The sequence below is a fragment of the Burkholderia sp. BCC1972 genome (genome assembly GCF_905339605.1).
GTDB lineage: Bacteria > Pseudomonadota > Gammaproteobacteria > Burkholderiales > Burkholderiaceae > Burkholderia.
The window spans coordinates 1-18156 of sequence record NZ_CAJPGH010000047.1 but is presented as its reverse complement, the minus strand read 5'-3'; the positions used below and the strand labels follow the sequence as shown (position 1 = coordinate 18156).

General features: G+C 64.8%; 18 protein-coding genes, 1 tRNA gene and 1 pseudogene. 9 read left to right on the top strand and 11 right to left on the bottom strand.

Translation table 11 applies throughout. From position 1 onward, the window contains the following. Positions 1–3: 3 nt before the first annotated feature. Positions 4–984, bottom strand: a complete 981-nt coding sequence (locus U5798_RS35995) for an acetyltransferase (protein ID WP_124456876.1) — start codon at positions 982–984, stop codon at positions 4–6. A 585-nt stretch (positions 985–1569) separates the two neighbouring features. Here U5798_RS35995 and U5798_RS35990 point away from each other — a divergent pair. Together U5798_RS35990 and U5798_RS35985 are read left to right on the top strand one after the other, a co-directional pair. Then, positions 1570–2937 (top strand): MFS transporter, encoded by a 1368-nt coding sequence (locus U5798_RS35990; RefSeq protein WP_124456875.1) that lies wholly within the window; start codon positions 1570–1572, stop codon positions 2935–2937. Beyond that, the gene (locus U5798_RS35985) at positions 2924–3973 is read left to right on the top strand and encodes a lactonase family protein (RefSeq protein ID WP_322084784.1); all 1050 of its coding nucleotides are present in this window, start codon (positions 2924–2926) and stop codon (positions 3971–3973) included. The genes U5798_RS35990 and U5798_RS35985 overlap by 14 nt, the downstream gene beginning before the upstream one ends. A gap of 21 nt (positions 3974–3994) precedes the next feature. Here the strand turns inward: U5798_RS35985 and U5798_RS35980 are convergent, their stop codons facing one another. Further along, a complete protein-coding gene (locus U5798_RS35980; RefSeq protein WP_322084783.1) occupies positions 3995–5032 on the bottom strand; it encodes an AraC family transcriptional regulator in 1038 nt (345 codons plus the stop codon). 201 nt (positions 5033–5233) lie between these two features. Between U5798_RS35980 and U5798_RS35975 the strand changes: the two genes are divergently transcribed. Further along, on the top strand, positions 5234–6343 hold the full coding sequence (locus U5798_RS35975; RefSeq protein WP_322084782.1) for a fatty acid desaturase: 1110 nt from the start codon (positions 5234–5236) through the stop codon (positions 6341–6343). 9 nt (positions 6344–6352) lie between these two features. On the opposite strand, the gene U5798_RS35970 is transcribed toward U5798_RS35975, so the two are convergent. From U5798_RS35970 to U5798_RS35940, 7 genes are all read right to left on the bottom strand, one after another. After that, entirely contained in the window at positions 6353–6973 is a 621-nt protein-coding gene (locus U5798_RS35970) for an HAD family hydrolase (RefSeq protein WP_124456871.1), read from the bottom strand. 103 nt (positions 6974–7076) lie between these two features. Further along, positions 7077–7949 (bottom strand): hypothetical protein, encoded by an 873-nt coding sequence (locus U5798_RS35965; protein ID WP_322084781.1) that lies wholly within the window; start codon positions 7947–7949, stop codon positions 7077–7079. Positions 7950–8000: 51 nt separating this feature from the next. Then, complete coding sequence (locus U5798_RS35960; RefSeq protein WP_322084780.1) at positions 8001–8657, bottom strand: TerD family protein; 657 nt, start codon at positions 8655–8657, stop codon at positions 8001–8003. Between the two features lie 99 nt (positions 8658–8756). Then, positions 8757–9773, bottom strand: a complete 1017-nt coding sequence (locus U5798_RS35955; protein WP_322084779.1) for a DUF475 domain-containing protein — start codon at positions 9771–9773, stop codon at positions 8757–8759. 44 nt (positions 9774–9817) lie between these two features. Beyond that, positions 9818–10558 (bottom strand): VWA domain-containing protein, encoded by a 741-nt coding sequence (locus tag U5798_RS35950; RefSeq protein ID WP_322084778.1) that lies wholly within the window; start codon positions 10556–10558, stop codon positions 9818–9820. Between the two features lie 27 nt (positions 10559–10585). After that, positions 10586–11683 carry a toxic anion resistance protein gene (locus tag U5798_RS35945; RefSeq protein WP_322084777.1) on the bottom strand — a complete coding sequence of 366 codons (1098 nt, stop codon included), beginning with the start codon at positions 11681–11683 and terminating at the stop codon, positions 10586–10588. A 416-nt stretch (positions 11684–12099) separates the two neighbouring features. After that, positions 12100–12231 carry a hypothetical protein gene (locus U5798_RS35940; protein WP_322084776.1) on the bottom strand — a complete coding sequence of 44 codons (132 nt, stop codon included), beginning with the start codon at positions 12229–12231 and terminating at the stop codon, positions 12100–12102. Positions 12232–12333: 102 nt separating this feature from the next. Here U5798_RS35940 and U5798_RS35935 point away from each other — a divergent pair. The 6 genes and pseudogenes from U5798_RS35935 to U5798_RS35910 all read left to right on the top strand — a co-directional run bounded on the left by U5798_RS35935 (position 12334) and on the right by U5798_RS35910 (position 15590). After that, positions 12334–12424, top strand: a tRNA-Ser gene (locus U5798_RS35935). Positions 12425–12595: 171 nt separating this feature from the next. Further along, positions 12596–12883: a hypothetical protein gene (locus U5798_RS35930; protein ID WP_322084775.1), complete on the top strand. Its 288-nt coding sequence runs from the start codon at positions 12596–12598 to the stop codon at positions 12881–12883. A 105-nt stretch (positions 12884–12988) separates the two neighbouring features. Beyond that, positions 12989–14050: pseudogene (locus U5798_RS35925) on the top strand (hypothetical protein); the annotation flags it as partial. Between the two features lie 14 nt (positions 14051–14064). Then, the gene (locus U5798_RS35920; protein ID WP_322084774.1) at positions 14065–14421 is read left to right on the top strand and encodes a lysozyme inhibitor LprI family protein; all 357 of its coding nucleotides are present in this window, start codon (positions 14065–14067) and stop codon (positions 14419–14421) included. Positions 14422–14430: 9 nt separating this feature from the next. Further along, positions 14431–14682 carry a PAAR domain-containing protein gene (locus U5798_RS35915; protein ID WP_322084773.1) on the top strand — a complete coding sequence of 84 codons (252 nt, stop codon included), beginning with the start codon at positions 14431–14433 and terminating at the stop codon, positions 14680–14682. Positions 14683–14825: 143 nt separating this feature from the next. After that, entirely contained in the window at positions 14826–15590 is a 765-nt protein-coding gene (locus U5798_RS35910) for a hypothetical protein (RefSeq protein WP_322084772.1), read from the top strand. A gap of 101 nt (positions 15591–15691) precedes the next feature. Here the strand turns inward: U5798_RS35910 and U5798_RS35905 are convergent, their stop codons facing one another. Continuing rightward, a complete protein-coding gene (locus tag U5798_RS35905) occupies positions 15692–17707 on the bottom strand; it encodes a sodium:solute symporter family protein (protein WP_124456859.1) in 2016 nt (671 codons plus the stop codon). 3 nt (positions 17708–17710) lie between these two features. Continuing rightward, positions 17711–18055 (bottom strand): DUF4212 domain-containing protein, encoded by a 345-nt coding sequence (locus U5798_RS35900; RefSeq protein WP_124456858.1) that lies wholly within the window; start codon positions 18053–18055, stop codon positions 17711–17713. Positions 18056–18156: the final 101 nt, after the last annotated feature.

The window sequence follows — 18156 nt, the reverse complement described above, 5'->3', positions numbered from 1 at the left end:
GCGTCAATCGAGCCGGAACGCGGCCTCGAAGCGCTCGGCGAATGCGTCGAACTCGGCCTCCGGCAGATGGTTGATGCCGCCTGCGCGCTTGCGCCCGCCGCCCGTCGCGAAACCGCGGCAGAACTCGTCCGCACCGAGCGGCCGGCCGTCGGGCACGCGCACGCTGACGACGAGCCCGCCGCCGGCACGCGGCGACAGCACCGCGAGCGCCGCATCCGGCGCATTGCGCATCCGCTCGTTCGCCAGCATGCCGGTCGCGCGCCGCGCCCACGGATGATCGGGCATCCGGACCAGCGTCGCCCCCGGCACCTCGCGCAGCGGTGCAAGTGCGCACGCACGCGCCATGTCGTCGCGGTAGCCGTCGCGCAGCGCGGCGAACACGGCCGTCTCGCGCACGAAATCGAGCGGATCGACGCACGGCAGCATCGCATCGGCGAGCACCGCCGGATCGAAGTGCAGATCGCCGACGCACTCGCCGTACGCGTTGTAGTTCAGATAGCGCCCGAATTCGGCGAGCACGCAGCGCTCGGCTTCGTCGATCCCGTGCTCGCGCGCCAGTGCGTCGCCGAGCGCCGGCAGTTCGTCGCCATAGGCTGCGACGATCGCCCAGCGCACGTACCGGCCGCCGAGATAGCGGTTCACGATCGCGCTCGTGCAGACGTCGGCCGCCGTGTCGATATGCGCGTCGAAGCGCGGATGGTCGGGCAGATCGCCCGCGAAGTGATGGTCGAAGTAACGCACTGTCGCGCCGTCGCGCAGCAGCCGCACGCACGCGTCGCGGTTCTGGTCGTGCGACACGTCGAGCGCGGTGACGATGTCGCCCGACCGTGCGTCGATCCGCTCGAGCAGCCTGATGTCGCGCTTCACGCCGGTGATGAGCGTGCCGTGCACGCGTTCGGCGAGCCGCAGTTGCTGAAGCGCGCACAGGCCGTCCGCGTCGCCGTTGAACGCGAAGACGTGCCGCGCGTGCTGATTGTCCCGCATGATCCGTTGCTCCATCGTCAAGCCATGAAATCGCCGCCGTTCGCGCGAGCGGCATGCACGCCGAGTTCGCGCGCCCGGTATTTTGCCGCAACCGCGAGCGCCCTTCGATACAGCGTAGCCGCGCTCCCCTGCAAACGGCTTGCGGGTCCGTTGCATGTCGATCGTCACGATCGCGCCGCGCAGTTGCCGTTGCATGTGCGGCACGACTTCCTGCATGAGCGCCATCGTGCGAAACACGCAGGTATCGCGCACTGCCCCGTCGAGGTCGGTTTTCTCCACCGGCTCCGGAAACGCGCCGTACTCGAATGCGCCGCCTCGACCGCGAGTTTCACGCCGAGCCTGGCCCACTCCCGGACTGTGGTCGACACGACACGATGTCGTTTCATGTCATACGTCATCAGACATGAAACCGCACCTTCTCCATCGCGCGAATTCTCCAAATTTAAGCAAAATTTCGGGTAAACCCGCGACGCCATCCCGAACACACCGGCGTACCATGTTATACGACGACATACTACATAGAGCGCCACCCGGATGCGGATGCGGCCCGCCGCCCCGTCCGCCGCCGCCCGACCGGAGACACCCTTGAACCCGCCCTCGCCCGCCCTGTCCGGCCGCGACCCGCTCGCGTCCGCCGTCTCGAAAGTGAAGTGGCACGTGCTGCCGCTCGTGCTGATCATGTTCATCGCGAACTACATCGACCGCGTGAACGTCGGCTTCGTCGATCGCCACCTCGAAGCGTCGATCGGCATCGGCGCTGCCGCGTACGGACTCGGCGCCGGGTTGTTCTTCGTCGGCTATGCGCTGTTCGAAGTGCCGTCGAACCTGCTGATGCAACGCTACGGCGCACGCGTGTGGCTCGCCCGCATCATGGCGACGTGGGGCATCGTCGCGGCCGCGATGGCGTTCGTGTGGAACGACACGTCGTTCTACACGCTGCGCTTCCTGCTCGGCGCGGCCGAGGCCGGCTTCTTCCCCGGCGTCGTGCTGTACCTGTCGCAATGGCTGCCACCGCAGGAGCGCGGCAAGGCGATGGCGATCTTCCTCGGCGGCTCCGCGTTCGCGTCGGTGCTGTCCGGGCCGGTGACCGGCGCACTGCTGTCGATCCGCGGCTTCGGCCTCGAAGGCTGGCAGTGGATGTTCCTGATCGAAGGGCTGTTCTCGGTCGCGCTGTGCGGCGCGAGCTGGCTGCTGCTGAAATCGCACATCCGCGACGCGACGTGGCTCACGGCCGAAGAGCGCACGGCGCTCCAGAACGCGCTCGACGAGGAACGCGCGGCACGCGACGTGCGCTCGAACGTGCCGGTGCGCGCCACCGCGCTGCTGCGCGACCCGCAGATCATGCTGTTCTGCTTCCTGTACTTCTCGATCCAGCTGACGATCTACGCGGCCACGTTCTGGCTGCCGACGATCATCCGCAAGATGGGCGGCCTCACCGATTTCCAGGTCGGCCTGTACAACACGATTCCGTGGATGATCGCGATCGGCGCGATGTACGGCTTCGCGGTGCTGTCGTCGAAGTGGCGGCATCCGCAGCGCTGGCTCGCGTGCGCGCTCGTGCTCGCCGCCTGCGGGCTGTTCGCGTCGACGTCGCACGACCCGGTGTGGTCGTTCGCGTCGATCTGCTTCGCCGCGCTCGGTTTCAAGGCCGCGTCGTCGCTGTTCTGGCCGATCCCGCAGGGCTATCTCGACACACGCGTGGCCGCGGCCGTGATCGCGCTGATCAACTCGGTCGGCAACCTCGGCGGCTTCGTCGCGCCGACGGCCTTCGGCTATCTGAAGCAACATACGGGTTCGATCACGGGCGGCCTGTATGCGCTCGCGATCGCTTCGCTCGTCGCCGCGGTCGCCGCGCTGTTCGCGCGCACGCACCGGCGCAGCGATCCGCCGCGTGGCCTGCCGGCCGACGCATCCTTCACGAACGCTTCGATGCTCCGCCATGCCGAACACTGACCGCTTGACCGTCGTCGTCTCGAATGCCGTCGACGGCGACCTCGCCACGTTCTCCCTCGCCGGCGACGGCACGCTCGCGCCGCTCGCGCGCTATCCGGCCGCCGACGTCGCGATGCCGATCGCCGTGCAGGCCGACCACACGCGGCTCTACGTCGCGACGCGCGGCGAACAGCCGACGATCGTCGCGTTCCGCATCGCTGCGGCCACGGGCGCGCTCGCACGCATCGGCACGACGGCGATCGACGCGAGCCATGCGTACCTGTCGCTCGACCGCAGCGGCCGCTGGCTGCTCGGCGCGTCGTACGGCGGGAATTCGCTGAGCCTCTACGACGCCGCGCGCGTGCGCGACGGCGACGGCACGCCGCTGCAGGTCGCGAGCGGCATCGCAAATGCGCACGCGGTAATCGTGTCGCCCGACAACCGTTTCGCGTACGTCAGCTCGCTCGGCTCGGACCGCCTGTTCGGCTTCGCGCTCGTCGAGGATGCGGCCGGCCTGCGTGCGGTCGAACATGGCGAAACGCGCGTGCCGGCCGGTTTCGGCCCGCGTCACCTGCGGTTCGCGGATGACGGCCGCACGCTCATCGTCGTCAGCGAATTCCAGGCCACGCTCGCGACCCTGGCACGCGACCCCGATACCGGCAGGCTCGGCGACGCCCACGTGAGCGCGCGCCATCCGGCCGTCGCCGAACTCGCGCCGGGCCATGCGCGCCCGCCCGCGCCCCTCGAACCGTCCGTGTGGGCCGCCGACCTACACCTGACGCCCGACGAACGCTTCGCGTATGTCAGCGAGCGCACGTCGAGCCGGCTGCTCTGCTATCGCCGCGACGAGGACGGATCGTTCGAACCCGCACACGCGACGGCGACCGAGACGCAGCCGCGCGGGTTCGCGATCGATCCGTCGGGACGCTGGCTCGTCGCCTGCGGCGAACAGTCGGAACACGTGGCGGTGTACGCGATCGCACCGGAAGACGGCGCGCTGACGCCGCACGCGCGCGTGCCGGGCGGACACGGCGCGAACTGGATCGCGATCGTCTAAAGCGGCCGCCGGTGCAGGCGTTCAGCGTCGCTCGCTCGGCGCGACGCCCGTCCAGCGCTTGAATGCGCGCGTGAAATTGGCGCGGTCCGTATAGCCGACGCGCGCGGCGATCTCGTCGACCGGCAGGCGCGTGCCCTCGAGCAGCCGCAGCGCATCGCGCAGCCGGATTTCGTCGAGCAGCGCCGAATAGGTCGCGCCGTACTCGGCGAGCTTGCGCTTGAGCGTGCGCGCCGACACGTGCAGCTCGCGCGCGACGTCGTCGACCGACGGATAGCCGCCATCGCCGCAGATCAGCAGGTTGCGCACGCGCTCGACGATGCTCTCCGCATAGCCGAGCCGCGCGAGTTCGGCCTCGCACTGCTGGACGATCATCTGCGCGGTCTGCGCGTTCGCGGTGCCGATCGGCTCGTCGAGCAGCGCGGCATCGCAGCGGATGCGGTTCGCGCTCGCATCGAAATGGCAACGCGGCAGCCGCGCGCGATAACGCTCGAACCACGGCGGCTCCGGCCATTCGAAATGGAGTTCGGCACGCGACTGCAGCGTGCGGCCCGGCATCGGATACAGCAGCGAATTGAACAGGATCGCGGTCTCGACCAGGAAGTTCTCGACCGCGAACTGGCGCAGCCGCCCAAGCGGAAACGCTTCGAGCACGTCGATGTCGACGATCCCGTCGAGCTGCGCGAGCCGCACCGAGAAGAACGGCACGCGCGTCGGCAGGTAGCGGATGCCGAGCGCGATCGCCTCGCCGAGCGTCGCGCAGCTCATCAGCCCGAAGCCGATCAGCCCCGCTTTCGTCAGGCTGCTGCGCAGGCCGATCTCGATCGCGATCGACGGGTCGTCCGTCGCGTCGAGCAGGTTGAACACGATCGCCGCCTGCTGCAGCGGCGTGATGCGTGCATCGGGCTGCGCGAGCCGGTCGCGCTCGACGCCCGAGCCGGCGAGAATGCGCCCGCCGTCGATGCCGCGCTCCTCGGCCAGCATCAGCATGAACAGCGCATACGCGGACGACACCGTCGCCTTGTTCAACTGGCGCGCGGCATCCGGGACGGACAGGACCATGCGGCGGACTCCGGAGCGGTTTCGGCGGATTGTAGCGTCGCTGGCCCGCAATGACACCGCGGCGGCACTCTAGCCGGACGGTCCAACGTGGCCCGAAATGACACCGTCATTGGCACCGGCGGCCCTCGCGCGCGGTCCGGCGCGCGCCTATGCTTGTGACATCGGCATTGCGCCCTACTCTTTCCGCACGGATTCCGGTCGATGAGCCAACCCGCACGAACCGTCTTTCGAAACGATGCAGACAAGGTCGCGTACGTCCGCCGCGAGGTCAACGCCGCGAGCGACGCGATCCGCGCGCGTTTCCCGCTGCTCGACAACCAGAACCTCGTCGGCGCGACCGTGATGGCCGTGTCGGTGAGCGCGATGCTCGCGATCGCGTGGCTGTATGCGCGCGGCGCGATCGCATGGTACGTCGCGCTGCCGCTCGCCGCGTTCGTCACGTCGCTGATCCACGAACTCGAGCACGACCTGATCCACCTGATGTACTTCAAGAAGACGCCGTGGGCCTATCACCTGATGATGGCGCTGTGCTGGCTCACGCGGCCCGGCACGATCAACCCGTGGACGCGGCGGCGCATGCACCTGCATCACCACAAGGTGTCGGGCGGCGAATCGGATCTCGAGGAATTCGGCATCACCAACGGTGAGCGCTGGGGCGTGAAGCGCCTGCTGATGATCGCCGACGGCATGCTCGCCGTCGTGCTGCGGCCGGCCGCGATGCGCCGCAAGGTGAAGCAGTATGTGGCCGCGCAGCCGGTGCAGGATCCGTCCGAGCGGCTGCAGCTGCGCGTCGAACAGGTGTCGTCGTACATGCCGGTCGGTCACGTGTACTACGTGCTGTGGCATGCGTTCATCGTCTATCACGCCGGCCTGTTCGCGCTGCATGCGCTCGGCTATACGATGACGGTGCCGGCCGTCGTCGAGCGCGCGATGAGCGTCGTCGACTTCCTCGCGGTGGTGTGGCTCGGGCCGAACTTCTTGCGCAGCTTCTGCATCAACTTCGTCAGCTCGAACATGCATTACTTCGGCGACATCGATTCGCGCAACGTGATCCAGCAGACGCAGGTGCTGAACCCGTGGTGGATGGTGCCGTTCCAGCTGTTCTGCTTCAATTTCGGCAGCACGCACGCGATCCATCACTTCGTGGTGCGCGATCCGTTCTACATCCGGCAACTGACCGCGCGCACCGCGCATGCGGCGCTGCGCGAAGTCGGCGTGCGCTTCAACGACACCGGCACGTTCGCGCGCGCGAATCGCTGGGGCGGTGATCGGCCGCAGCGCGACACGCGCCAGGCACCGGCAGACGCGTGACGCGCCGAATCAAGCGCCGATCGGCGGCATCGGCCCCTGCCCGCGGATCCACGACCAGTTCGCGAGCTCGGCCATTTCCTTGTCGCCGCGGCTGTCGCCGTACGCGAACAGCTGCTTCGGCGGCTGGTTGCCCCACCACCCGCGCAGCCGCACCACTTTCTGCGGCCCCCAGCAGTTCTCGCCGTCGAGGCGACCGGCGAAGGTGCCGCGCTCGAACGCGAGCCGCGTCGCGAGCACGGCGTCGAAGCCGGCCGTCTTCGCCCACTTCTCCAGATACAGCGACGGCGACGCGCTGACCAGCACGACTTCATGCCCGCGCGCCCGATGCTCGCGAATGCGCTCGAGCATTTCCGGACGCACGAGGTTCGGCAGATAGGTGTCGACGAACGTGCGCGCCTGCGCATCGAGCGCGTCCTCGCGGATCGGCCCGAATGCGAACGACGCGAACTTCGCCTTCGCGTCGCCGCGCGACAGCAGCCCGGCCTTCATCGCGACGATCCACGGCAGCGCGCGCAGCCCGGCCCAGGCGAAGCGCGGCGTGCCGACCGCGTAGCGGACGAAATGGCGGAAGCTGTCGGTAGTCGTGATGGTGCCGTCGAAATCGAACGCGGCGACGATGCGGTCAGTCATGGAGAATCGGCGGGAAAGCGATGGGATGCCCGGGAAGATAGCAGACTCGCGGCGCCACGCGCGAAACGGCGCGACGCCGCGCCGCGGCCGCCGTGCCGTTTGCTCAGCGCTGCGGCCGTGCGGCCAGCGCCGCCGGCAACACGACGTTCATCAGGTGATCGGCGCGCGACAGCAGATCGGTCGCGCGCTCGTCGAGCCCGCGCAGTTGTGCCGGCTGCATCCGGATCTGCTGGACGGCCTGCCCGACGATGTTGCGGCGGTCGAACAGCGTGCGCTCGACACCGGCGTCGTCCGGCGCACGCACGACGTCCGACACCGCGCTCAGCGCCGCGAGCACGACCACGAGGTTTTCTTCCGCATGGCGGACCTTCGCGGCGAGTTCCTCGGTACGGCGTGGAAAGAACCCGAGCGACTGTTTGAGCGCGCCGATCGCCGCGCGGTAGTCGACCTGCCCCGACGCCGCGCCGAACCAGCGTTCGAACATGCCGGCCTTGCGCGTCGCCTGCGCGAGCATGCCGGCCATCATGTCGGCTGCGCCAAGTTCGTTGAATTCGCGCGTCGTCGCCGCGACGGCTTCGACGAGATTGCCGGCCGCTTCCAGCGCGCCGTCGCCGATCGTCGCGACCGTCGCGAGCTTCAGCGGCACCAGTTGCCGGATGTGCCGCTCGATGCGCGGCGCGTAGTCGGGATAGAGATTCGGGAAGCTGGCCTGCGCGGCGCGGAAGCAGGCTTCGAGCTGCGGATGATTCGATTCGCCGAACAGTGCGCGGCCGATCGCGTCGACGGGCGGCGCCTGAACGCCTTTCCCGGACACGGGCGCCGGCCCGAGGTCGAGCGCCTGCGGCGCGGGCCGCTCGGGCGCACGCACGGGCGGCGCACCGGCCGCGGCCGGCGCGTCGAACGCAAGACGCCCGGGCGTGGGCTCGGGCGTCGTATCGAACTCGAGCCGCTTCGGCTCGTCGGACGGATTCGTCATCGCTGCTTCCTGCCCGGCGCGGCGCTGCTCCCCACGCCGGGCTGCCGCCAGTCAGACCGCGCCGCCGTACGCGCGCACGAAATCGCCGAGGCCGCGGTTGTAGCCGGCGCCGACAGCCTTGAACATGAAGTGGCCGTCGCGGCGATAGAAGCTGCCGACCTGCACCGACGTCTCCATCGAGAAGTCTTCCTCGAGCGCGTATTTCGCGATCACCGCGCCCGTCACCTCGTCGGCGATCTGGATGTAGCTGTTGCGCACCTGCCCGAAATTCTGCCGGCGTGCTTCGGCCTGGTCGATCGTCACGACCACCGAGATTTCCTCGACGTCGGCCGCGAGCTTCGTCATGTCGATGAAGATCACTTCGTCGTCGCCGGCGCCGCTGCCCGTGCGGTTGTCGCCGCTATGCACGACGCCCAGGCACTTCGACGCCGGCATCCCGCGCTTCGGGAAATCGTCGCCCGGCTGGATGAAGGTTTCCTTGCGCTCCATCGTGCGCACTTCGCTGTTGTAGAACACGAAGTGCTGATCCGAGATCAGCTTCGGATTGCTCTGTTCGTCGTACTTGCACAGGAACACCGACACGTCGAGATCGAAGTCCGTGCCCGTGTCCGTCGCGTTCGCGTCCCAACCGAGACCGATGCGGAATTTCTGCGTGCCGGGCGCCTCCTTCGACAGGTTGACGCGACCGCCTTTCGACAAATTGATCATCTGAACCTCTTCTGCTGGAACCGCCGTTGCGCCGGCGGCAATGCCGGGCCGCCCGGTGCGGCCCTTCGTTGATGGCTTTCGTGCCGCGCGTGACCGCGCTTATTTGCCGGCGACCGCGGTGCGGTCTTCCCGGCGTTGCACGACGATCGACGACCACACGGCCGCGGCGATCATCGCCGCGCCGATCAGGCCGGTGACGACTTCGGGCACCTCGAACTTCACGCCCAGGAACATGATCGTCGCGAGTGCACCGATCGCCCAGAACGCGCCGTGCTCGAGAAAGCGGTACTGCGCGAGCGTGCCCTTCTTCAGCAGCACCAGCGTCATTTCCCGGATGTAGGCCGCACCGACGCCGAGGCCGAGCGCGATCAGGAAGATGTTGTTCGACAGTGCGAACGCGCCGATCACGCCGTCGAAGCTGAACGACGAATCGAGCACTTCCAGATACATGAAACCCGCGACGCCTTCGCGCACCACGCGCGTGCCCGTGTCCTCGCCGCCGACCAGGTCGCCCACGCCGTGCGCGATCACGAAGCCGATCACGCCGAACGCGCCCGCGAGCAGGAAGCTGACCTGCTCGGCCGCCGGCACGTAGAACGACGCGATGATCACGATCGCGAGCGTCAGCGCCACTTCCAGCGCGGTGATGCGGCCGAGATGGCGCATCGGGCCTTCGAGGAAGCCGATCCAGTGCTCGTCCTTCTCGGTGTCGAGCATGAACTTGAAGAACACCATCAGCAGGAACGCACCGCCGAACGCCGATACCTCGTGATGCGCAGACGTCAGCACCGCCGCGTACTTGTCCGGCGATTCGATCGCGAGCGTCAGCGCGTCCCACAGGCCGATGTGGCCGATCACCGCGACGATCAGCAGCGGGAACACGAGCCGCATGCCGAACACCGCGACCGGCAGGCCGAACACCATGAAGCGGTTGCGCCACTTCTCCGACCAGTTCTTGAGCACCGAGGCGTTGACGACCGCGTTGTCGAGCGACAGCGAAATTTCGAGCACGCACAGGACCGCGACGATCAGCATGTCCTTCACGCCGCCGAGGAGATAGGCCGCGATCAGCGCGAGCGCCGTGAGCGACAACGGGATCTTGAAGTCTTTCAACATGATGGGGGTAATCGAGTTCAGAAAAAGGGGCGTACGGGCCGCGCTTACTTCGCGCGCACCCAGTCGCAGAATTCCTGCGTGATCAGCTGTTCGTAGATCTGTTCGTCGCTGATATTCAGCGATTCGAGATGCAGGAAGCCGACGTTCGGCATTTCGCCCGCGATTTCCGCGAGGAAGCCGAATTCGCTCGGATCGCCGACGCCGACCAGCGACCAGTACAACGGGAAATGCTGCGACTCGGCCAGCAGCTGGCGCACGCGCTTGCGGTCGTTCTTCGGGTTCTGGCCGTCGGTGACGAACAGCACCCACGCGGGTAGATGGCCGTTCGCCGGTGCGGAGGCGACCGGCGCGGACGTGTCGTCCGCACTGCCGAACAACCGGCTCAGGAAGCCGCGCCTGGCTTCGCGCTTCGGCTCCGGCGCGCGGAAGAAGAAGTCGACGATGTCGTTCATCACCGGCGCATACTGCGTGCCGCCCCACTTCTCGATCCGCGCGTCGAGCACGTGATCGGAGATGTACGAGCCGTAGTTGTCCGGCGTCGCGGTCGGCAGGCGGTCGTAGCCTTCGGTGAAGGTCCACGTGTCGACTTCGCCGTTGTCGTCGAACTTCAATGCGATGCCGAGGATCCGGTCGTGCGTCTCCTGGATCACGCCCGACTGGTACAGCGGCTTCGCCGAACCGGAGATGTCGAGCGCCGCGCCGACGCGCACGACGGGCGGCTTCAGGATCTGGCGTTTTTCGAGGACGATCGCGACCTTCGCCGCGCGTTTCTCAAGCGTAATCATGCGGTGTTCTCTCGGTTCTCTTGGTTATCAGTTCTGCTTCGGAGCGAATCGGGTGATCAGGTCCTGTTCGAGCTGGCGCAGGCGCGGCGCGTCCTGTTCGCGCTGGCGGCGGCCGTCGGCGATGATCTGCGTGATGTCGTCGAACGCGCCGAACAGCTGCTGCTGCGCGTATTCGAACGTGTCGGTCGAGATCACCGGACGCTGGCCGAGCTTCGCGACTTCCTGCGCGTTCTGGCGGTTCAGGTCGGCCTGCGCGCGGATCGCCTCGTCGGCCGCGTCGTACGTCGCATTCGCGAGTGCCGCCGCGCGCTTCGTGCTGAGCTGTTCGAGGTAGAGCGCGAACGCGTTGGTCCACGCGGGGATCAGCACGGTCTTGATCGTCATGAACTTCGACGTCAGCGTGCGTTTCTGGTCCTGCTCCATCCGGATCTGCGGCGCGAGCTGCTTCGACATCAGCATCGCGCGGTCGAGGTCGTCGAGCTTGCTTTCGAGCGCGTCGACCTTGCGCTTCACGTCGAGCAGGCGCTGCGCGGCGAACGCGTCGTCCACCGGCTGCTGGCCGGCCGCGAGGTGCGCGCGCAACGTGGCGAGTGCCGTTTCGCCATGCGCCTTCGACTGCGCGAGCTCCTGGTGCAGCGCGTAGTTGTCGTTGTACATCCGCTCGAGCTCGTCGATGCCGGCCTTCTGGCGCTGCGCATGGTTTTCGAGCTCGACGACGAGCGTGTCCATCCGCTTGCTCACCGACTCGTATTGCGACAGCAGCTTCTCCTTGGTCGAGCGGAACAGTCGCGTGACCTGTGTGAGCAGCCCGCCCTTGTCGGCGCCGCGCGGGTCCAGCCCCTTCGCGGTCGCGATCAGTTCGTTGAGCTTGTCGCCGAACTGGTCGGCATCCGACGCGCGGACGCTCGCGAGAATCTGCTGGGAAAAGGCGGCGATCCGCGTGCCCTGCGTCGCGCCGAGCTGGTCGATCTCGTCGACGGTGATCAGGCGCGCGTGCTCCGTCGGCTGGGCGGCCGGTACGACGACGTTGGCGACGGCGGCAGGCACCGCGACGGGTGACGAAGACGGAATGGAAGGACGATCGCTGACCGCATCGGATTTCTTGTCGTCGAATAGCGGCTTCATGTGGCTACCACGTTTCCTTTTCTGCTTTTTGCTACGTGTTGGCGTGCGCGCAACGCGCGCTTCCGCGATTGCCGTCGTGCTCTCTCACGGGCGGCAGACGGACAATAAATGGCACGGGTGCATTGCGTCAAGGGAAGGGATTCTTTCACTTTCCATTCATTTTGTAATGTTGTATCGATGCACGACGGCCGGACGGGCCCGCTCCTGCTGCTCCCTGTGCACGGCGCGCACGTCATACCTTACATGTCTGATCAATTCGAAAGAAAAATGAAATAATTGGTTTTTGCGCGTTTCGCGCGGCGTACCGCCCGCACGGAGCGCGCGTCCCCGTCGATCGCGCGTCAGCGACCCCGCACACGATGCATGCCGCGCCGAGACCGGATGAGCGGCATCGCCTGGTCATGAATCGTGGAATCTCATCGTCCGTCGATACCATCGTCGACCCACGTTAGCGCGTCCGGATAGCACGCCACATACATCGCACCGACCGTGCGCAACATCGCGAACACGTCGTGCTGGTCGTCGAAGATCGGCGAGTACTGACGCACGGCGACCCGCGCTCGGTATGGCCGTCGACGACGACGAATTTCTGACGGGCGCGGAAGGGAGTGGCGGGCAGCCGCCAGAGTTTGCTATACTCTCGGTCTTCCGGAGAGATGGATGAGTGGTTTAAGTCGCACGCCTGGAAAGCGTGTATAGGTTAATCGCCTATCGGGGGTTCGAATCCCCCTCTCTCCGCCAGAACACCAGCAAGAACGGGCCTCTCTCGGCCCGTTTTTCGTTTCTATCCACACCGTAATCTACACGTCGTCCAGCAGTCGTGAGACTGCCTTGGAAAGCAGCTTTGGGTGCGTTGTCTACGAACAACACTCAAGAATCGTCAGCGCTTGATCAGAAAATTAGCCCGAGCGCATGCACAACTCCCGCCGGCGGGAAAACGAAGTCGAAAGCGAAGTGTCCGAAGGCGCGCATGTGAAGGTCATAGGCGAGCGCGCACAAGTAAAGCGCGACCGTGCATCCGGCAAACGCGTAACTGACGACGCTCAAGGGTTTGGCCTCATCGTTTCCCCGCGTCATATTGTTTTGTTCGGCATGCTGATGCCGCGAAGCAACCTGTTCAGCGTCCCTGACCTGCTACGAATCGGTAGTTCCTGTACCAGGCGCATTTCGACTGTCGAGTCTTTCCAGAATCTCTCTTAATGACAATTCCGGGCACTGCTCGTCTGGTTGCAACTCCGGAACTACGAATGGAAAACCGTCGGGTGTTACCCAGAATCCGTGTTCGTCCGCAGCATCAAACAAGCTCGGATGTGTGGGCCGTGGGACTGGCCCGGCTTTGAACTGGTCGACAACAGCAGCATCAAACCTGTCGACATGTTCAAACGCTACATCCACGTCGCCGAGCAGTTTCTGGCCGACGAAGACAAAACCGAATTCGAAACAAGCGCGGCAACCGTCAACGCAAGCCCTCTCATCTCGAAGCTTGAGAAGGCAATTGACGCGAACCACGACGGAAAGGTGACAGCACAAGAGCTAAAGCATGCGCAGGAAACACAGTGGACGGCCGAAGCCCTCTCCCATCTTGTAGTACGCTGCGAAAGCGAATGGGGCGGCGGCTTGGGAAAGTGGGAAGCGCTGTCGCCGCTAATGAAGAAACTGCTGTGGCTATGGAAGGCCGAGATTGAGCGAATCGGAAAACTGCAGTGGTGGGAACAGGTCGTCGAAAAAAAAGTGGATGGGTTCCCAAGTGAGCCGAACCCATGGCATTTTCATCCGATTGGATTGATCGGAAATTTCATTAATTCCGGAATTGGTGATCCAACAAGAATTCTCCGACTGTCTGAACAAGACGTAGAAGACCTGATTAAAGTTACAGCAACAGAGGTTGCCATCAGTCTAAATGATGAAAACTTAGCCAATCAGGCCGGCGCAGTCGTTGACACCATCATAAACAGAGTGATGTCCGGCGTCAAAAACTGGAGCACTTTTAGAGGCGTAATTAATGATAGGTGGCAGTTTTCAGACATTAACGCTCCGAGAGCGGGCGCATATGGATCAGTGCAAAACGTTCCCGAGAGTAGAGTCCCTGCAAGGGTGAGAGCCATGGTTATTGCTCATTTGCAAGATAGAGCAAACGGTGGCCCTTCTCTCGTCGGCAACAATCTCAGCTATGCAAATCCATATGCCTTAGACGAGGCTACGGACGCAACAAAAGCATGGGTAGAAGATGTTGTCCATCAAGCAAGCATTACCGGATATAGGTACGGAGCGGGACGCGCAGTTCATGTACATGGAACAACGGAAGGACTAATGCCTTTTAGACCGGAGCCCTTTACCATAGCAATTCCCGAATCATACAATCAATAATTTTTAATGACACTATGAAAAAGATCATCTCGCTTGTATTTTTTATTTTACCTCTAACCTCTTTTGCCGATGCATGCGTCAATAGCGGAAACGTATACGACGACTTATCTTGCACCAACCAAGCCCTGGATAAATCAAAAAAAGAACTCAATTCAATTTATCAAAAACTGTACTCTGCCACACAGTACAAGAATGAGTTTGAGCAATCTCAGAAGGCTTGGCTCAATTACCGGGACAAGCAGTGCAACGGCTATATCGCAGCCGAGGCATCGCAATCCCAAGGCGCCGGCTCCGGTCTTATCACGAAAGATTGCCTTGCAACGATAACCAAACAGCGAGTCGATTACTTAAAGACACTCGTCGGAAAATAGTGGGCTGATATGATCAATTTAATTCGCGTCGGAGACGACACCGACCACGGAGGCAAAGTCGAAACCGGCTCTACGACCATGCGTTTCGACGGCCGCTATGTCGCCCGCAAGGGCGATCGCGTGTCGTGTCCGCAGCACCCCGACGTATCGCCCAACCTCATCGAGGAAGGCGATACATCGATGGCGGATGACGGCATCCCGATAGCACGACATGGTCATCGCGCCACTTGTGGCTGTCATCTGATCTCGAGCCTTGTTTGACCGTACCGGGAAACGAAGCAGCAACGTGCCGATGACTATTGTCGATCATGTATCGAAACCTGCGTTCGCAGACATATCGGACCTCGCTGTCAAGCTGCCAGTTATCCGGCGACGCAATCTCAATATGAAAAAGGTGAAAGCGCGTGTCACTACGGAAAGGTGTGCATGTCGCGCTATGGCTTGCGAGCGCTTGCAGTTTCATGGGCTTTTCAGGCACCTTCGTTGCAGTCGCATCCGCTGTCGAGCCGGGCGAGTATTCCTATGTTGAAGGCGGTCACGCGCATGGCGCGCTCGTCGTGAAGGGAAGCCGATTCACGCTCGATACGATTGGAGGCAACTGCCACACCTGTTCGCTCACGGGCGCGCTCAAAGGCAACACGGGCGTGGCCACCGATGGCGGCGAAACATGCCGCATTTCCATCACTGGCGGCCACGGCGCGGTGAAGGTCGATTCCGGCAATACCGATGCTTGCCGTTCGTATTGCGGCGTACGCGCGATGTTTGACGGCGCCTATCGACAGCCTACCGCAGCGTGTACGGACCGCTCACGTGCGGCACGACTCACGCAGGCCCGCGCTCTTTATATGAAGAAAAACTACGCGGCGGCCGAGACGGTATTTACATCATTGATCGAAGAATGCACGCGTGACATGAACTGGATCGAGATCGACCGCGTCCGCAGCGATCTCGCGCTGACGCAATACCATCTCGGCAACAGTGCAAAATGCCTTGCTACGCTCTCGCAGACGACGGCGATGCGTAATCATGACGACAGCGACAAGGAGAGAGACGCCTCGTTCGGCCTGCCACCTTGCGACGCCGACAACTACCAGTCGACGGGGAATGCGATCCTGCACAATGCCGCGCTATGCAAAGCGCCTGTTGCGGCACGTGGAGTCAAGAATTGAACGTGAGCCGGGCGGCTGGCTTGCTGAGTCGGCAAGGTTTGGTAGGGGTTACATGGCGACAGCCTGCCGAAGCTGAATATCCGCTTCGTACCCCCTCCCCCTCACGGATGCCGAATGTAATCCACCAGCGCCCGCGTATACTCATCCGGCCGCTTGTCGCACAGACTCACCGCGATCGCCACCGCAAACCCCGCAGGCACGCCGAACACCCCTGAACTGATCGGCTCGATCCCGAACCACGTGCGCCCGGCGAACCCGGTCAGTTGCGTGAAGTACGGATAAGTCGACACGATGTAGTACACGCACACCGCCAACCCCGTCACCATCCCCGCAATCGCCCCGCGCGTCGTCGTGCGCTTCCAGAACACGCCGAGCACCAGCACCGGAAAGAAGCTCGATGCCGCCAGCGAAAACGCGGCACCGACGAGAAACAGGATCTTCCCCGTATTGAGCGACGCGACATACGACGCGAACAGCGCGACGCCGAGCAGCAGCACCTTCGAGATCGTCACGCGCCGCTGGCTCGATGCATCGGGCGCGACCATGCAGTAATAGACATCGTGCGACAGTGCGTTCGCGATCGTCAGCAGCAGGCCGTCCGCGGTCGACAGCGCCGCGGCCAGCGCACCGGCCGCGATCAGCCCCGACACGACGTACGGCAACCCCGCGATCTCCGGCGCGGCCAGCACGACCATGTCCGGCTGCATCTGGATTTCCGACCAGTGCACGATGCCGTCGCGAATCACCTCGACGACGCTGATGAGGTCCGGTTCGAAGTGGTGCCATTGCGTAACCCACGCCGGCAATTCCGCGAACGGCCGCCCGACGAGGTTCGCGAGGATCTCGTACTTGATCAGCACCGCGAGCACCGGCACGCTCAGGTAGAACAGCGCGATGAAGAACAGCGTCCAGCCGACCGAGCGCCGCGCCGACGCGACCGACGTGGTCGTGTTGTAGCGCGTCAGGATGTGCGGCAGGCTCGCGGTGCCGAGCGACAGGCACAGCAGCAGCGCGAGGAAATTGCGTTCGCGCGGCTTGCGCTCGTCTTCGCTCGCGGCGGGAAACGGCTCGTGCATCGGCACGGGCGGCTCGGCGCGCGCCAGCAGGTCGTCGCGCGCCTGCGTCCACGCAACGCGCGCCGCCGCCGGGTCGCGCGGGAAATCGGCCAGCTCGCGCTCGCGCAGGCTGATCTCGCGCAGCGGCCCGTTGTGGCGCCGCAGGTCGGCCAGCTGGTCGACGAGATGCCGGCGCGCGTCCGCATACGACGAAGGCAGCCGGTCGAGCTGCGTCTGGATACCGGCGGCCTGCCGGCGGTACGCATCGCGCACCTGCTGCTCGTCGGACGCATCGCGCACCTGCGCCTCGCGCGCCGCGACGCGCTCCATCAGCTTGCCGTAATTGAACTGCGGCACCGGGCCGAGCCCGTTCTTCATCGCGATCAGCGACACCGGAATCAGGATCGCGCTGATCAGGATGATGTACTGCGCGACCTGCGTCCACGTGACCGCGCGCATCCCGCCGAGAAACGAGCACACGAGAATGCCCGCGAGCCCGCAGAAGATCCCGATCGCGAAATCGACGCCGATGAAGCGCGTCGCGATCAGGCCGATGCCCTGGATCTGCGCGACCAGGTACACGAACGAACACAGGATCGCCGCGCCGGCCGCGAGCGCACGCACGGCCGTGCTCGAGAAGCGCGTGCCGAGGAAATCGGGAATCGTGTAGCGTGCGAGCTTGCGCACATACGGCGCGAGCAGGAACGCGACGAGGCAGAATCCGCCCGTCCAGCCCATCACGTAAGCGAGCGCGTCGTAGCCGGTCGCGTAAAGCGACCCGGCCAGGCCGATGAACGACGCGGCCGACAGCCAGTCGGCCGCCGTCGCCATCCCGTTGAACGCGGACGGCACGCGCCGCCCCGCCACGTAATACTCGACGAGATCGGACGTGCGCGACAGCAGCCCGATCACCGCATACACGGCGATCGGCACGAACAGGAACACGTAGCCGATCCAGACGCCCGAGCCCGTCGCGCGCTCGATCCGCCACATCAGCAGCACGAACCCGAGAAACCCCAGCGTGTAGAGCGCGTACGCGCGGATCAGTCGATGCGTCAGCATGAATCAGCGCCCGCCGTTCGCATTGCCGGCGTGCGCCGCATGATCGTCATATGCGCGGCGCAGCATGCGGTCCGCGCGCTGCATCAGCCCGATGTAGACGACGATCAGCACGAGGTACACCAGAATCGCACCCTGCGCGCCGACATAGAACGGCAGGCTGAAGCCGGCGAAGCGGACGCCCGCGAGCGCGGGCCCGAAGAACGGCACGATGAACGACACCGAAAAGCCGATCACCATCAGCACCGCGATCAGCGCGACGTTGAAGCGCCAGTAGCGCGCGTGGGCACGCGCGAGCGGCTCGGGAACGGGCGGTGGCGCAGCAGGCGCCGAACGGGTCGGAACGGTCATGCCGTTATGTAGCAAAAAGCCCCTGCGCGGGCAATCGGGATTGCCGCGCAGGGGCTCGTGCGCGAGATGCGCAACCGGTACGATCAGCGCACTTCGGCGAG

Bases quoted from the DNA above. Each gene is read 5' to 3' on its own strand.
- U5798_RS35975 (WP_322084782.1), top strand. From the start codon at position 5,234: ATGAGCCAACCCGCACGAACCGTCTTTCGAAACGATGCAGACAAGGTC.
- U5798_RS35930 (WP_322084775.1), top strand. From the start codon at position 12,596: ATGCACAACTCCCGCCGGCGGGAAAACGAAGTCGAAAGCGAAGTGTCC.
- U5798_RS35900 (WP_124456858.1), bottom strand. From the start codon at position 18,055: ATGACCGTTCCGACCCGTTCGGCGCCTGCTGCGCCACCGCCCGTTCCC.
- U5798_RS35970 (WP_124456871.1), bottom strand. From the start codon at position 6,973: ATGACTGACCGCATCGTCGCCGCGTTCGATTTCGACGGCACCATCACG.
- U5798_RS35920 (WP_322084774.1), top strand. From the start codon at position 14,065: ATGAAAAAGATCATCTCGCTTGTATTTTTTATTTTACCTCTAACCTCT.
- U5798_RS35905 (WP_124456859.1), bottom strand. From the start codon at position 17,707: ATGCTGACGCATCGACTGATCCGCGCGTACGCGCTCTACACGCTGGGG.
- U5798_RS35955 (WP_322084779.1), bottom strand. From the start codon at position 9,773: ATGTTGAAAGACTTCAAGATCCCGTTGTCGCTCACGGCGCTCGCGCTG.
- U5798_RS35995 (WP_124456876.1), bottom strand. From the start codon at position 984: ATGCGGGACAATCAGCACGCGCGGCACGTCTTCGCGTTCAACGGCGAC.
- U5798_RS35915 (WP_322084773.1), top strand. From the start codon at position 14,431: ATGATCAATTTAATTCGCGTCGGAGACGACACCGACCACGGAGGCAAA.
- U5798_RS35960 (WP_322084780.1), bottom strand. From the start codon at position 8,657: ATGATCAATTTGTCGAAAGGCGGTCGCGTCAACCTGTCGAAGGAGGCG.
- U5798_RS35980 (WP_322084783.1), bottom strand. From the start codon at position 5,032: ATGGTCCTGTCCGTCCCGGATGCCGCGCGCCAGTTGAACAAGGCGACG.
- U5798_RS35950 (WP_322084778.1), bottom strand. From the start codon at position 10,558: ATGATTACGCTTGAGAAACGCGCGGCGAAGGTCGCGATCGTCCTCGAA.
- U5798_RS35985 (WP_322084784.1), top strand. From the start codon at position 2,924: ATGCCGAACACTGACCGCTTGACCGTCGTCGTCTCGAATGCCGTCGAC.
- U5798_RS35945 (WP_322084777.1), bottom strand. From the start codon at position 11,683: ATGAAGCCGCTATTCGACGACAAGAAATCCGATGCGGTCAGCGATCGT.
- U5798_RS35965 (WP_322084781.1), bottom strand. From the start codon at position 7,949: ATGACGAATCCGTCCGACGAGCCGAAGCGGCTCGAGTTCGATACGACG.